The organism is Ralstonia sp. AU12-08 (assembly GCF_000442475.1).
Taxonomy (GTDB): Bacteria; Pseudomonadota; Gammaproteobacteria; order Burkholderiales; family Burkholderiaceae; genus Ralstonia; species Ralstonia insidiosa.
In genome coordinates this window covers 20,253-34,005 of record NZ_ASZV01000013.1, presented here as the reverse complement: position 1 = coordinate 34,005, position 13,753 = coordinate 20,253, and the positions used below count along the sequence as shown (strand labels likewise).

At 61.1% G+C, this 13,753-nt stretch carries 12 protein-coding genes, 1 tRNA gene and 1 pseudogene; 2 read left to right on the top strand and 12 right to left on the bottom strand.

Annotated features, from left to right (window positions below):
• Window positions 1–321 precede the first annotated feature (321 nt).
• A pseudogene (locus C404_RS38690) lies at window positions 322–824 on the top strand (alpha/beta fold hydrolase); the annotation flags it as partial.
• 106 nt (window positions 825–930) lie between these two features.
• Here C404_RS38690 and C404_RS38685 read toward each other — a convergent pair.
• From C404_RS38685 to C404_RS38675, 4 genes are all read right to left on the bottom strand, one after another.
• Window positions 931–1,701 (bottom strand): hypothetical protein, encoded by a 771-nt coding sequence (locus tag C404_RS38685; RefSeq protein WP_021194131.1) that lies wholly within the window; start codon window positions 1,699–1,701, stop codon window positions 931–933.
• 471 nt (window positions 1,702–2,172) lie between these two features.
• Entirely contained in the window at window positions 2,173–3,603 is a 1,431-nt protein-coding gene (locus tag C404_RS60435) for a hypothetical protein (RefSeq protein WP_021194130.1), read from the bottom strand.
• Between the two features lie 48 nt (window positions 3,604–3,651).
• On the bottom strand, window positions 3,652–4,362 hold the full coding sequence (locus C404_RS38680) for a hypothetical protein (protein ID WP_021194129.1): 711 nt from the start codon (window positions 4,360–4,362) through the stop codon (window positions 3,652–3,654).
• 45 nt (window positions 4,363–4,407) lie between these two features.
• On the bottom strand, window positions 4,408–5,286 hold the full coding sequence (locus tag C404_RS38675) for a hypothetical protein (protein WP_021194128.1): 879 nt from the start codon (window positions 5,284–5,286) through the stop codon (window positions 4,408–4,410).
• A gap of 104 nt (window positions 5,287–5,390) precedes the next feature.
• Between C404_RS38675 and C404_RS38670 the strand changes: the two genes are divergently transcribed.
• Window positions 5,391–5,717: a helix-turn-helix transcriptional regulator gene (locus C404_RS38670; RefSeq protein ID WP_031329150.1), complete on the top strand. Its 327-nt coding sequence runs from the start codon at window positions 5,391–5,393 to the stop codon at window positions 5,715–5,717.
• Here C404_RS38670 and C404_RS38665 read toward each other — a convergent pair whose 3' ends face one another.
• From C404_RS38665 to cysS, 8 genes are all read right to left on the bottom strand, one after another.
• Window positions 5,718–6,398, bottom strand: a complete 681-nt coding sequence (locus tag C404_RS38665; protein WP_021194126.1) for a hypothetical protein — start codon at window positions 6,396–6,398, stop codon at window positions 5,718–5,720.
• The gene (locus C404_RS38660; RefSeq protein WP_021194125.1) at window positions 6,398–6,709 is read right to left on the bottom strand and encodes a hypothetical protein; all 312 of its coding nucleotides are present in this window, start codon (window positions 6,707–6,709) and stop codon (window positions 6,398–6,400) included. Before C404_RS38660 ends, C404_RS38665 begins: the two co-directional genes overlap by 1 nt.
• A gap of 597 nt (window positions 6,710–7,306) precedes the next feature.
• A tRNA-Ser gene (locus tag C404_RS38655) sits at window positions 7,307–7,400 on the bottom strand.
• 150 nt (window positions 7,401–7,550) lie between these two features.
• Window positions 7,551–8,801 (bottom strand): aspartate kinase, encoded by a 1,251-nt coding sequence (locus tag C404_RS38650; RefSeq protein ID WP_021194123.1) that lies wholly within the window; start codon window positions 8,799–8,801, stop codon window positions 7,551–7,553.
• Between the two features lie 106 nt (window positions 8,802–8,907).
• Complete coding sequence (tilS, locus tag C404_RS38645; protein ID WP_031329149.1) at window positions 8,908–10,335, bottom strand: tRNA lysidine(34) synthetase TilS; 1,428 nt, start codon at window positions 10,333–10,335, stop codon at window positions 8,908–8,910.
• Window positions 10,304–11,272 carry an acetyl-CoA carboxylase carboxyltransferase subunit alpha gene (locus C404_RS38640; protein ID WP_021194121.1) on the bottom strand — a complete coding sequence of 323 codons (969 nt, stop codon included), beginning with the start codon at window positions 11,270–11,272 and terminating at the stop codon, window positions 10,304–10,306. The genes tilS and C404_RS38640 overlap by 32 nt, the downstream gene beginning before the upstream one ends.
• A gap of 86 nt (window positions 11,273–11,358) precedes the next feature.
• Window positions 11,359–12,237 carry a DNA-3-methyladenine glycosylase family protein gene (locus C404_RS38635; RefSeq protein WP_031329147.1) on the bottom strand — a complete coding sequence of 293 codons (879 nt, stop codon included), beginning with the start codon at window positions 12,235–12,237 and terminating at the stop codon, window positions 11,359–11,361.
• Window positions 12,222–13,613 carry a cysteine--tRNA ligase gene (gene cysS / locus C404_RS38630; RefSeq protein ID WP_021194119.1) on the bottom strand — a complete coding sequence of 464 codons (1,392 nt, stop codon included), beginning with the start codon at window positions 13,611–13,613 and terminating at the stop codon, window positions 12,222–12,224. The genes C404_RS38635 and cysS overlap by 16 nt, the downstream gene beginning before the upstream one ends.
• Window positions 13,614–13,753 lie beyond the last annotated feature (140 nt).

The window sequence follows — 13,753 nt, the reverse complement described above, 5'->3', positions numbered from 1 at the left end:
GATTTCCCTCTTTCAACGCATTCACAGCTTTCCAGACAGCGCTCTTACCATCTTCATACCTACGGTCAAAGTACGCATCCTGCGCTTCGGCTGTGGCTTCCAACGCCATCTTGAACAACTCCCGTCGTTCGGGGTTCTTGTTTCGCTTGATTTTGTCCCGTATACGGTCTGAAACTCGCATGAGACAACCTTGTATGGTTGGCGCTTCAAACATCGCCCAGTCTTCCCAATGGCTTGGGTAGGCCGAAGCCCAGTACAAACTTCCCAAGATGTCGCCCAGTTCGTTTGAGTCCCGAAACGGCGGGATTCCGTGCAAATCAACAGCATGGTGCTGGCCGCGTAGCAAAAGCAGTGCTTATTGGTGCTGTCCCCCCATCATGCTGAAGACTCCGGCTAATCCTGGAGGGCTACCGTTAGAGGTGTTTGATGGTTTCCGTGCACGGGTCGCAACAGATCGTGCGCAGTTCTATCGGGAAGTCCCGATTCCGTTCTACGGTTACAACCGTGACGGTGCCAAGGTTTCCGAAGGCATCAAGGACAACTGGTGGCGCCAGGGCATGGTGGGTGGCATCAAGGCTCAATATGACTGCATCAAAGCCTTCTCCGAAACGGATTTCACGGAAGACTTGAAGAAGATCGACGTGCCCGTGCTCATCATGCACGGCGACGACGATCAGATCGTGCCTATCGCGGACTCTGCCCTGCTGAGTGCCAAGCTTGTCCGCAAAGGCACGCTGAAGGTCTACAAAGGTCTATCGCATGGCATGTGTACAACGCATCCGGAGCTAATCAGCAACGATCTGCTGGCGTTCATTCAGAGTTGACCGGGTGGCGCTGAGCCCAATGTTACCGGGTTTGTCTCGTTCCTCTACCCCGAAGGCCGGGTCCCAGAACTCGGCCTTTAACAACTAGTGTTTCGCCGGGGTCCTACTACTCCGGTTGCTTATCAGCGAGGTGAACCGCCCCGGCTTTCGAGGAGGCTGGTTGGTTTAAGTTGAGACCGCTACAGCGGCCTCGCTGGCGAGTTGCCGCCATGTCAATCGCCGATTGCTCCATGTCGTCGATGGAGTGATTCATCTCATCGATGCTCTCTATGCCGGCATTACGACGACCGACGAGTACCATCAAGGCCAGCGAAACCGGGTTGGGATAGCGGGCCCGATCTTCCTTCTGCCGATCGCGCAGGCAGCTTTGTACCGTATTGGCTTGCTCCACGGCTTTGCGCCATCCACGGATGATGGGCCGGGTAGGTGCTGGGCGCTCGCAATTCATGCCGGCCATCTTGAGTTCGATGCCAATGACACGGCTTCCATACCATGCGAGGTAATCAACGTGACCGTGCTTCATTGACGGCGACACCTCGCTACCTTCGCTTGGTGCGTCTGCTTCGTTCAAGGCATCAAGCGTAAGCGCCTGCTCGAGACGATCAATTCTGACCTCCGTTCTCGATCGTAGTAATGCTTTGAGGATGGCGGTTGCAAACAAGCCGGACATCACGCGCTCGTTGGCTCGAAGGGGTGGGGCCAGGTCGAACTGCCTTCCCGCATCCCCCTTTGTCGTCAGGGCCATGAGTTCATACATGGTCTGCCGGTAGTTCTCGGCAGCGACCTCAACCAACACGTCGCACAGAAACCGATTGAGGTCCCCGGCTTCCGAATTGGAGGCGGTCTTGCCGGCAAAGGTTTTGATAGTCCGAAGCATGGTCTTAATGTTGAGCTGAGCCCGCCACTTGCACTAACGTGGCAGCACGGATGACACGGCAGCAGAACGCACCGACAATCAAACGGCCACGGGTAGCCGCTCAGCGTGGTGTACCAACGCGCCACGTAGCCATCGGTGTTAAGCAGATCGAAGAGCACGGCCGTGAAGACGGCCATGGCCGCGATGGCAAGGGCTGCGTGAGCCAATGTGCGCTAGCTGGCGGCGCTTCCTGGGCTTGATGGTCGCTTGGGGTCCTCTTGGCTCGAAGCGAGCATTCTTACGTCCACTTCCCCGTATTTGCTCTACGTTTGCGCTAACTCGCGCGTAAAGGCCTCTCGCGCAAGCCAGCAACCGCAGCAATATGGGCGACGGACCGGTCTTGCGGCAACGACCAATCGATCTACCTGAGCGATAGCGTTCGTATCCCACGGACCCGGACCAGGGATGACGACTGGCGCAGATCGTTCCGCATCAGCGCTGCTTGAGCGGCGCGCCGTTCTCGGTCAGCACGCCACCCGCAAAGCGGAAAATGTGTTGCTGCGTAGCCGCCGAGCGCTGCTTGCCCTCGGGCTCTTCAGGGCCAACAAATCCCGGCATCGTGATGGCGATCGATGCGCCGTCCTGCGCGGTCTGGATGCTGTCGCTGCACGTCCCAAAGCCCGGTGTCACCGCCGCACCGGCCTGTGAAGTGGTCACAATGTAGAACTGCGTGGGGCACGCTGTGCCGCCCGTGTCCTGCACCAGCGCCGCATCCACCGGCCCCAACTGGAACGTCTTCACGATGTCCAGATTGTTATTGCCCTGCACGACCGGAGTCAGCAGCTTGTCTTGGTACAGCAGTTCGTTGTCTGGGCTGATCGACAAGTCACCAAAGCGTGTGCGCACCGTCTTGATCTCGCCCGGCACGTGCGGTTCAGTCTCGGCTGCAGCGGATTGCGGTTGGGGTTGCTGCGGTGCGCCTACAGCAGTGGCTGCTTGTGCTGGAGTTGCGCCAGCGCTGTTGCCTTGCACGCGCGACGCATCCCAGAGGATGGCGGGCTCGATATCGATGCTGCGCATCGAGATGCCCTTGATCTTGCCCTTGAAGCTGATGCTGTCCCCCGTGTGTAGTCCCTCGATGAATTGCCGCTCGGCTGTCGTGCGCGCCGTGAGGGTCAGGAAGGTGCCGATGACGCCGCGCCCACTGGACGTCTGGATGCGGTAGCCGTCGCCGCGCTTGGAGACTTCATAGACGGGCAAGCGCCACGCGACCACCTTGCCCTTGATCTCAGCCTCCTGCTTCTCGCGCTGCAGGTCCGTGGAGCGGCTACCTAGCGCGAAGACGGCGGCCAGTTCGCCATCCGGGCGCAAGTCGCTGGGCGGTGTTCCGTCCAGTTGTGCAACCGGGTCGGACGTGGATACCGCTGGACCGTGATGGCCACCGTTGATGACGCCGATGACCAGAACCACTAAGCCGATGGCGACGAGCACCGCCAGTGCAACCGTCTTGGTGGACTTACGGGATGGCGCACCCTGGGGCGCCCCATTGGGTGGGATGTCTGATGCGATATTGGGCGCGTACGCCACCGGCTGCGACGCCTGATGGCTGCCAATGATTGCGAGCACGCCGCCAATCAGCGCCAGCACCATGAAGACGGCCACCAGCGTGCCGCCGAGAATTGCCCCCAGGATGGAGACGATCACCAAACCGATGCCGGCCCCCTTCGGCTTGGCAAATACGACGGCACCGAAGACGATCGCCAGAAACGAAAATACGACGCCACCCCAACCCAGTCCGACAACGGTTTGTGCGCCGTCCGCGTTGAAGGCCGCCCCGACGCCCCCAAACAGCAGCGTCACCAGCGCGGCGCCGACGCCCAGGACGCCGGCAATGATCCCAATGATTCCCCCCGCTTTATACATGTGTGCTCCGTAGTGGAAATGAATGGCTTTCGATATCCGTTCACGCTGTCACAGCGGCGACGGCCCGCACACGCCGCGTGCACAGTTGTGTGCCCAGATTAGAATTTCGTTCCCTTTCTTGGGGTTGCGCACGTTGTAGGCGTAGATGATCTGGATGGTTTTAATCAAAACGGCTTGGATAGCCATAGGCGCTTGATCGTAGCTAGCGACTAGATCGCTCTCAGCGACCCCACGATTGCGGCAGATGACGAACCTTTCACCCGCGTTGATATTTTCGTTGCTGACTTCCGGGCAAATGGCCGACATACGAGCCCACAATTCTTTCTTCTGTTGCTGCTCGCGCTGCAACTGCCCTTGTTTGGCTTGGTTCCTACGCCAACCGCCCTCAAGGACATCGAGGTCATCTTTGGCGCAGTTGGGGCAGGTGACGTGGTATTCGAGGTAGTGTCGGCAGTTCTCGTCCTTTCCCTTGCAGCGCGGGTTGTTCGCCATGGCTTCGCGCTTCTCTTCGGCTCGCGCTTGTTCCCGTTCGCGGGCGCGCTGCACATTGCGCGCTTTCTCCTCGGCGCGTTCCTGCTCCAGTTGTTGGTGGCGTTGGGCTTTCTGTGTCTCCATGTCGTTGAAGACTTGCTGCTCCTGTTGTTCCTGCATGGACTGACGTGCAGCGGAGGTGGCGTTCTGCAGCAGCCCCGGGATGTTGAGTTGGGCGTGGGCAATAACAGGAGCAATCAGCAGCGCGAGCAGATAACGGGGTTTCATGGTTGCGTTCCTTTCGAAGACAGTGGATTTTTGGTCGAAGCTGTTTCAAGCACTGGGGCCAGCGGCGATTACGGTGACGCGCAGTGCATCACCCAACCGCTCGTCGTTTTGCACGGCGAGGACTTGAGCCGCGCCGCGAGCGGTGACCGCGTGAACCGCGTATGTCGTGTCGGCGATTTCGTGCAGTCGTAGCGAGCGGCCACCGATCAGCAGGATCAGCACGCCGGCTGCTGCCGCGAGCTGGGCAGTGCCGATGCTCGCGATGGCTTGTTCCACGGCGCGGCTAGCCCGATCCGATCGAGCGGCGCCCTTTGCTTGCCCGACACCAACAGATGCTTGACCTGTTCCGGTGAATGAGGCGCTCAAGTCGAGAAAGTCAGTTCCGATTGGGGCTCGCCAAGGATGGCGAGCATCCCCTTGCGTACACACCGCGACATACGCATCCAAAACGTGTCGAAGAAGAGAAGCATGGGGAGTTGCCGGTACGAAAATGACACCGTCCACGTAGCCAGCCATGGCCGATGCTGCATTCCTTGCCATCGCCCCTGATGTAGCCGGCTGCGCGAGCACTGCGAATACCAGTGCCCCCGCTGACCACGCGCGACGGCCCATGGCTTCCATATCCCGCAGCACCCCCGCATCGTTCGTGTTGGCAAGCATGACCACAAGCGCAGCGCCACCAAACTCCCGTGCATCGGGGTCTGAGGACGCGCCCGCCGCTGTCGCTCGAGCAACAAGGAACGTTTCGCCCTCTTTGGCTTCATGTGCGCGGAAGACGTGCAGCAATCGAATTCCAGTGGCCCCCACACCGACCACGCATACAGCGGCGAGGGCAGCAACTTGCTCCAGCATTTCGTTACCGGCCAAGGGCTGCAAGCTAGCCCGGTTCACAACATCGGTTTTGCAGAGTTTGTCGTTCTTCATGGCGTTTTCTCCCCGCACCCAACCGCAGATTGGCGGGACGCAGTGTAGCGTAAACAAGTCATTCTGACGTGTATACAAAGTGGTGAATTAGTCGTCAGACGGGCATGCTTTGCGGCATGAAACCCAAAGCCAGCAAGGACAAGCGCAATCCCATTGCCACCGCCATCGGCAAGCGGGTGAAGGTGTGCCGTGTCGAGGCGGAATTGACCCAGGAACAACTGGCACACGAAGCGCTGGTCGATCGGTCCTATGTCAGCTCGATCGAGCGCGGCGTTGCGAATCCCTCTATCGAGACCCTGGCCAATCTGTGCTATTGCATGGGCATCACGCTATCGCGGTTGTTCGAGCCGCTGACAATCGCCCTTAAACCCACGGGAGAGCGCCGCTCAAACATCCACATGCCGGTGGGCGAACGCAAAACGCGGCGGTAACTACGGCGGCTTCTTGGCTCGGGTCGGCGCCGTTGCGATGGGGCGAAATGACAGCGCCCCCGCGAGTTCAATGGTGTGCCGCCCATGTGCCGCCACGTACTGTGCGCGTGCGCTACCCTTGCCGGTTCTCTTGTCAGGTGCCCTGTAGGTCAGGCGGGCGTTGTACGTCGCCAGCGTCGGCTCGGCGGCGGCGGAATCCAGCGCCAGCAGCGTGTGGGGCGTGAATGCCCTTCCACTCTGTTGCCCTTCGATACCGACCACGAGCACTGCATGCAGTTGCGAACAGCGCAATTCCCGCCAACTCACGATCACCGGCCAGCCGCGCAAGATTTCCTGCTCGCAAAACTGGATGACTTGGGTATGCGCCCCCTCGAAGAGGACCGGCCGCAAGCCCCAGTTCAACTCCCGGATCACGGTCGCCAACTCATCCAAGGAGATGCCGCTGAGGTAGTAAGGCTCGGCCCGCCTCCAGAACATGGCCTCTGCGCAGTTCCGAGATTGCGACATGTACAAAGGCCGCGTCAAAAGCCCCAGCATCGCCAAAGCCATTGCAGCGGCGTGCAGCGCGCAGCCGCCGTCCCAGGAGCCCTGAAACGAAAACGCTGGGGTACTGCTGCCGGTCAGGGTCAAGCGCTGACCAGCGGTGAGCGCGGGATGGAGTTTTTGCACGGTGCGTTCCATCAGTATTCCGTTGGCAGCAGCAGCGTGGTCACGCGCCGGTCAGCTTCGGTAATGACCCACAACCGTTCGCGCCGAGACCCCAACTCGTATGCGGAGAGAATGCGAGCGTGCGCCAGGACCGCTTGGACATTCGATTGCGCATCTTCAGCACAGACCGCACCCCAATCACCCTGTTGATGGCGATGTAGCAATGCGGATGCATTGATGCCGGTGCGGTCGAGTAAATCCAGGGCGCCGGGCGTGGCAACGATCTGGCCGAGAGGGAACAGCGGACTGGCCGACAAGACTGATTGCAGGGCGGAAGCACTCATCATGAATCTCCAGAATGTCCAGGCGAGCGTGTGCCTCCGGATGGACTCGGATGAGCGGACGACAACCTGGGGAATGGACAGCAGACGCGGCGAGGCCGCAGGAAGCAGCGGTGGGACGGGACCAATCAGGTCACGCGGTGAGATTCAGGCTTAGCACAGGCCACATCGATCAGGCACTGGCTAAATTACCCAAAAACCCCCACTAACGTAGCAAAATAAACCAAAATCTATGCAAATATCAGCATATTTTCGCACAGATTAGCACAAAATCTGCGGCGTAGGGCACGGTCGGATGGCTACAACAGATTCAATATTCACCATTTTGGTGCATCCTCAGAAGTTGATGCCCCCACGATGGCGCGCGAGCTCGCCACAGGACACCGAATAGTTTCACTGGAGAGGACGGAAATGCCCTTGCGGCGTTTCAGAAAGCAGAAATAGGGGGAGACATCACCAAACCCTGATGCCGACAGAATCCGCTGTAAGCCACTCTGTCCTGGCGAGCTTCAAAGCCGACACGAATTGACAGTCGATTTGATAGTTGCCAAAAAGAAAACCCCGGAAGACCGCGATCTTCCGGGGTTGTTCCGCCATTGCTGGCGGAGACGGAGGGATTCGAACCCTCGATCCAGGTTTTGGCCCGGATGCTCCCTTAGCAGGGGAGTGCCTTCGACCTCTCGGCCACGTCTCCCAAACTTGCGTCACACGAAGGAGCCCGTGCAACGAAGCGCGTATTCTAGCCACTTCACCCCACCCGGTCAACGACAACTGCATGACAACGTGGTGAGAATCTGTGGCTCCCGAGGGTCGCCACCCCGGCCACCCGGTACCGGTCAGTCGATTACGCCTGATCCAGCTCGAACGCCTTGTGGAGCGCGCGCACGGCCAGCTCCATGTACTTCTCGTCGATTAGCACCGAGATCTTGATTTCCGAGGTGGAGATCATCTGAATGTTGATGCCCTCTTCCGACAGCGTGCGGAACATCTTGCTGGCGATGCCCACGTGCGAGCGCATGCCCACGCCCACCACCGACACCTTCGACACCTTCGGGTCGCCCGACACGCTGGCGGCGCCGATATGGCCCTTCACGCTGTCGTTGAGGATCGCCAGGGCGCGCTGGTATTCGCCGCGCGGCACGGTGAAGGTGAAGTCCGTCTTACCTTCGACCGACTGATTCTGGATGATCATGTCGACGTCGATGTTGGCGTCGGCGACCGGGCCCAGGATCTGATAGGCGATGCCGGGCTTGTCCGGCACACCGATCACGGTGATCTTGGCTTCGTCGCGGGCAAAGGCGATGCCGGAAATGGCGGCGGCTTCCATGTTCGAATCTTCCTCAAAAGTAATCAGCGTGCCCGAGTTCATTTCGACGTCGAGCGACATCAGCGGGTCAGTCAGCGACGACAATACGCGGGTCTTCACGCGGTACTTGCCGGCAAACTCCACTGAGCGAATCTGCAGCACCTTCGAGCCGAGGCTGGCCATTTCCAGCATCTCTTCGAAGGTGATCTTGTCCAGGCGACGGGCGTCGTCCACCACGCGCGGGTCGGTCGTGTACACGCCGTCCACGTCGGTGTAGATCAGGCATTCATCGGCTTCGAGCGCGGCGGCAACCGCCACGGCCGAGGTATCCGAACCGCCACGGCCAAGCGTGGTGATGTGGCCTTCGCCATCAATGCCCTGGAAACCCGTGATGACGACCACGCGGCCGGCGTCGAGATCAGCGCGCACGCGCTCGTCGTCGATCGACTGGATGCGGGCCTTGGTGTAGGCCGAATCGGTCTTCACGGGCACTTGCCAGCCGGTGTAACTGCGGGCGTCGATGCCTTCGGCATGCAGCGCGATGGCCAGCAGGCCCACGCTCACCTGCTCGCCAGTCGAGGCAATCATGTCGAGTTCACGCGGGTCAGGCTGGGCCGAAATCTCTTTGGCCATACCCAGCAGGCGGTTGGTTTCGCCGGACATGGCCGACGGAACGACCACGATCTGGTGACCGGCACGATGCCACTTGGCAACGCGCTTGGCGACATTCTTGATGCGTTCAACTGAACCCATCGAGGTGCCACCGTACTTGTGAACGATGAGAGCCATCTTGGAAAGATCGAGAGGAGGCGGAACGGTGCAAAAGCTTTTGAAAATACAGCAATTTGCATCGATCGGCAAGAAATTGGCCGGCGAAGCCCGGTGAAGATGTGTGTCAGGGCGCACCCTGGGCGGTCGCAAGCCAGGCGATCCGCCAGCCGGGGCCGCTGGCCGCAGTCGTCCGGTCCATGCCTAGGCCAGCGGCAAACACCAACGCATCGCCCGCGTAGAGCAACGGCAAACGCTGGCGCTCCCAGGCGGGAATACCAGCTTCTTGATAGGCCTGCTTGAGCGCACGCGACGGCCCGCCAGGGCGCAGCACAATGCGCTCGCCACCACAGCGAGGCGCCAGGGACAGTGGCGCTTGCAAGGTTTGCGCTGCAATACCGTCTGCTACCACAGGTGAAAACACCAGCACCCCACCCCACTCAGCGACATTCACATGCTGATCGGTCCGGCACATTGGGTCGAACTGCCCAGCACCAATTGCAACAAGCGCTGGCGTGGCCCCACCACCAACACCGGACTCAATCCATGCAGCCCCGCGATAGCGCCTGACCTGCCCCGCCGGCAACGCAATGCACAGTGCGCCGTCGTCGCGCGCGTCAATCAATTGCGTGCGCAGATCCTCCAGGCGGCCCGTGGACAGCGCACGCATACCCGCCTGGGCCAGCCATGCACGGAGCACCGCGCGCTGGCGCGGCGCAGATAGTGCAGCCAATGCTGCCACATCGAGTTCACCCGTCGAAGCGATCTGCACCAGATCCGCCTGCGCAATCTCGTCGATCAACGCTGCGGCATCCGCCAGATGGGCCGCGCTGCGAGCCAGCGCTTCGCGATAGGCCGGAAAATGCCCCGCCATGCCGGCCAGCAATGGCCGCAATGCATTGCGTGCGTACCGCGCATCTTCGTTGGAAGGATCGTCGACCCATTCGAGCGCGTTGGCTTGTGCGTATTGCTCGATATCAGCGCGTTGCACATCCAGCCATGGACGCAGCAACGTCACGCCGCCAGCGCGGCTCATCGGCATGGCGGAAAGGCCTTCGAGACCTGCGCCACGCATCAGTTGCAGCAAGACGGTCTCGGCCTGATCGTCTTGGTGATGTGCAGTGAGCAGAATCGTCGCGCCAGCTTGCGCGCACAGGTCGGCCAATGCGGCATAACGGGCCTCGCGCGCCGCCTCTTCCACGCCTCGCCCCGCATCGGTGGCAACGTTCACACGGCGCGAATGGAATGCAACGCCCACGGCTTCCGCCATGCGCGCGCAGGCACCTTCCCATGCATCGGCATCAACCTGCAGGCCGTGGTGGATATGCAGAGCGACAAGGCGCACACGCACGCCCGCATCGCGCCACGCGGCACACGCATGCAGCAACGCGGCAGAATCCCGCCCGCCCGATAGCGCGATCGCTACGGTCGGTGTCTCGCCCCCGCCAGAAACAACAAAGGCCGCACACGCAGCAATGCGTTGTGCGACCTTATCGACAAGCGTGACCAGCGGGGCAGACGAATCAGCGCGCTTCGATTTCCTTGAACTTGCCATAGGCCATCAGGCGCTCGTGACGGCGCGCCTGCAACTCCGACGTCTTCATGCCCTGGAACTGGCGCAGCGATTCGGCCAGTGCGCGCTTGAGCATCGAAGCCATGCCCTTCGGATCGCGATGCGCACCACCCAGCGGCTCGTTGACGATCTTGTCGATCAGGCCCAGCGCCTTCAGGCGGTGTGCCGTCAGACCCATCGCCTCAGCGGCTTCCGGCGCCTTCTCGGCGGTCTTCCACAGGATCGACGCGCAGCCTTCGGGCGAGATCACGGCATACGTGGCGAACTGCAGCATGATCACCGAATCACCCATGGCGATGGCCAGTGCGCCACCCGAACCGCCTTCACCGATGATGGTGGCAATCAGGGGCACCTTCAGACCGGCCATCACGAACAGATTGTGGCCGATGGCTTCCGACTGGCCGCGCTCTTCAGCGTCAATGCCCGGGAATGCACCCGGCGTATCGACGAAGGTGAAGATCGGCAGACCGAACTTGTCGGCGAGTTCCATCAGGCGCTTGGCCTTGCGGTAGCCCTCAGGCTTGGACATGCCGAAGTTGCGCAGCGCACGTTCCTTCGTGTCGCGGCCCTTCTGGTGACCGATCACCATGCAAGGCTGGCCGTTGAAACGCGCCAGACCGCCCACGATCGACAGGTCGTCCGCGAAGGTGCGGTCGCCATGCAGTTCGTGGAAGTCGGTGAAGATTTCGCGGACGTAATCGAGCGTGTACGGACGCTGCGGATGCCGGGCGATCTGTGCGACCTGCCAGGGGGTCAGGTTGGCGTACAGATCTTTGGTGAGTTGCTGGCTCTTGGAGGCCAGGCGGGAGATTTCTTCAGAAATGTCGACAGCAGAATCGTCTTGAACGAATCGAAGTTCTTCGATCTTCGATTCAAGTTCTGCGATCGGCTGCTCGAACTCCAGGAAGGTTGTTTTCATGGATCTTCTGAAAGGCTCTTGAAGGCGCGCATTCTACCGGATTTTGACCGCCGATCGACGCTGCGCGTTTCATCGAAATTAACAGATCAATAGGTGGTCGCCGTGTCGAGGCTGCGCCACATATACCAGGTGGCCACTGTGCGCCACGGTTCCCAGTTAGCAGCCACTTCGCGCGCTTCGCTGCGAGTGACGGGTTCGCCACTGAAATAATTCTGTGAGATTGCGTTGATGAGCCCGATATCGTCCAGCGGGAGCACGTTTGGGCGCATCAGGTTGAACATCAGGAACATCTCCGCCGTCCAGCGGCCGATGCCGCGGATCTGCGTCAGCTCGGCGATCACATCCTCGTCGTCCATCTCGGCCCACTTGGCGACGTGCAAAGTGCCGTTACGGAAGTGCTCGGCAAGGTCAAGGATGTACTCGGCCTTGCGCTTGGACAGGCCACAGCCCGCCAGCTTCTCTTGGCCGGCTCGCAGGAACTGTGCGGGCACCAGCTTGGGGCATGTGGCCACCACCCGTTCCCACACGGACTGCGCCGCCTTGACCGAAATCTGCTGGCCGACAATCGACCGCGCCAGTGTGACGAACGGGTCGCCGCGCGAAGCCAGGTGCGCCGGACCATACGCGGGAATGATCTTGCGCAGGATGCGGTCGCGTTTCATCAAGTCTGCGCAGGCCTCTTGCCAGTACTCCGGCGGACCGGACAGCACCACCTCAGCCGGCACCGGCTCATGGGTGGCGAGCGTTTCAGACAAGGGCACCTTCGATGCAGGCGCGCGCTTGGCCAGCGCCTTGTCGGCAACCTTGATGGCGGCGCTCTTGGTAACCACTGCCTTGCCGGCAACGCCGTCCACCTTTTTGGCGTCCGCCTTCTTAGCAGGTGCCTTCACGGCCGGCGCCTTCTTGGCAACCGTACTGCGCACTGCGCTGGCTTTCTTGGCCACCGCGTTCATGCGCGTCTCCATTCGGTCAGGCCACCCGGTTTGTCTTCCAGCACGATCCCGGCAGCCAGTAGATCCGCGCGAATGGCGTCCGCTCGGGCAAAGTCACGCGCCGCCTTGGCGGCACGCCGCTCTTCAATGCGCGCTTCCACCGCGGCAGCATCCAGGCCATCAGCCGTCACGCCGCCTTGCAGGAAAGCATGCGGATCACGCCCCAGCAGGCCCATCACCCCAGCCAGCGCGGCCAGTTGATTGGCCAACTCCGGCGAGCGCGTCTTGTTCACTTCGCTGGCCAACTCGAACAGCACCGATACCGCCACCGGCGTGTTGAAGTCGTCGTTCATCGCGTCACGGAAGCGCTTGCCGTGCGACTCATTCCAGTCAGGCTGGGCATCAGCAGCAGCGGGCACATCCTTGAGCGCCGTGTACATGCGCGTGAGCGCGTGTCGGGCATCGTCCAAGTGGGCGTCGCTGTAGTTCAGGTCGCTGCGGTAGTGCGAGCGCAGGATGAAGAAGCGCACGACCTCAGCGTCGTACACCTTGAGCACATCGCGGATGGTGAAGAAGTTGCCGAGCGATTTCGACATCTTCTCGTCATTCACGCGCACGAAGCCGTTGTGCATCCACGTGTTGACGAAGGTCTTGCCGGTCGCACCTTCGGACTGGGCGATTTCGTTTTCGTGGTGCGGGAACTGTAGATCCGCGCCGCCGCCGTGCAGGTCGAAATGCTCGCCCAGCAGCTCGCAGCTCATCGCCGAGCACTCGATATGCCAGCCCGGACGACCCTCGCCCCACGGTGAAGCCCAACGGCTCTCGGCCGGCTCGTCAACCTTGGCGGATTTCCACAGCACGAAGTCCAGTGGATCGCGCTTGGCGTCGTTGGTATCGACACGCTCGCCCGCGCGCAGGTCTTCGAGCGACTTGCCCGAGAGCCTGCCGTAGCCCGGAAACTTGCGCACCGCGTAGTTCACGTCACCGTCGGTGGCCTGATAGGCCAGGCCGTTGTTCTGCAGCTTGCCGATCATGCTCAGCATCTGCGGCACGAATTCGGTGGCGCGCGGCTCGTGATCGGGGCGCTGCGTACCGAGCGCGGCGAAGTCTTCGTGCATCGCGTCGATGAAGCGGCCGGTGAGCGCGCTCATGGTCTCGCCGTTCTCGACCGCACGCTTGATGATCTTGTCGTCGATGTCGGTGATGTTGCGGACGTACGTGACGTCGTAGCCCGACGCGCGCAGCCAGCGCTGCACCATGTCGAACACCACCACCACCCGCGCATGCCCGACGTGACAGTAGTCGTACACCGTCATCCCGCACACGTACATGCGCACGCGGCCGGGCTCGATGGGGACGAACGTCTGTTTCTCACGCGCGAGCGTGTTGTAGATCTTGAGTGATTCCATGAAGCGGTGTCGGGAGATTCGGTGCGCCGCCACGTACTGAGGTACTGGGCTGGATGCCGGCGGGCGCAGAGCGTCGGCTGGCGACGCACTGTAAAGCTATCGGCATATCTTACCGGAACTGCATCAACGTCGGCGGCAGT

Bases quoted from the DNA above. Each gene is read 5' to 3' on its own strand.
- cysS (WP_021194119.1), bottom strand. From the start codon at position 13,613: ATGGAATCACTCAAGATCTACAACACGCTCGCGCGTGAGAAACAGACG.
- C404_RS38640 (WP_021194121.1), bottom strand. From the start codon at position 11,272: ATGAAAACAACCTTCCTGGAGTTCGAGCAGCCGATCGCAGAACTTGAA.
- C404_RS38665 (WP_021194126.1), bottom strand. From the start codon at position 6,398: ATGGAACGCACCGTGCAAAAACTCCATCCCGCGCTCACCGCTGGTCAG.
- C404_RS38660 (WP_021194125.1), bottom strand. From the start codon at position 6,709: ATGAGTGCTTCCGCCCTGCAATCAGTCTTGTCGGCCAGTCCGCTGTTC.
- tilS (WP_031329149.1), bottom strand. From the start codon at position 10,335: ATGGCAAGTTCAAGGAAATCGAAGCGCGCTGATTCGTCTGCCCCGCTG.
- C404_RS38685 (WP_021194131.1), bottom strand. From the start codon at position 1,701: ATGCTTCGGACTATCAAAACCTTTGCCGGCAAGACCGCCTCCAATTCG.
- C404_RS38670 (WP_031329150.1), top strand. From the start codon at position 5,391: ATGCTTTGCGGCATGAAACCCAAAGCCAGCAAGGACAAGCGCAATCCC.
- C404_RS38635 (WP_031329147.1), bottom strand. From the start codon at position 12,237: ATGGAGACGCGCATGAACGCGGTGGCCAAGAAAGCCAGCGCAGTGCGC.
- C404_RS60435 (WP_021194130.1), bottom strand. From the start codon at position 3,603: ATGTATAAAGCGGGGGGAATCATTGGGATCATTGCCGGCGTCCTGGGC.
- C404_RS38675 (WP_021194128.1), bottom strand. From the start codon at position 5,286: ATGAAGAACGACAAACTCTGCAAAACCGATGTTGTGAACCGGGCTAGC.
- C404_RS38650 (WP_021194123.1), bottom strand. From the start codon at position 8,801: ATGGCTCTCATCGTTCACAAGTACGGTGGCACCTCGATGGGTTCAGTT.
- C404_RS38680 (WP_021194129.1), bottom strand. From the start codon at position 4,362: ATGAAACCCCGTTATCTGCTCGCGCTGCTGATTGCTCCTGTTATTGCC.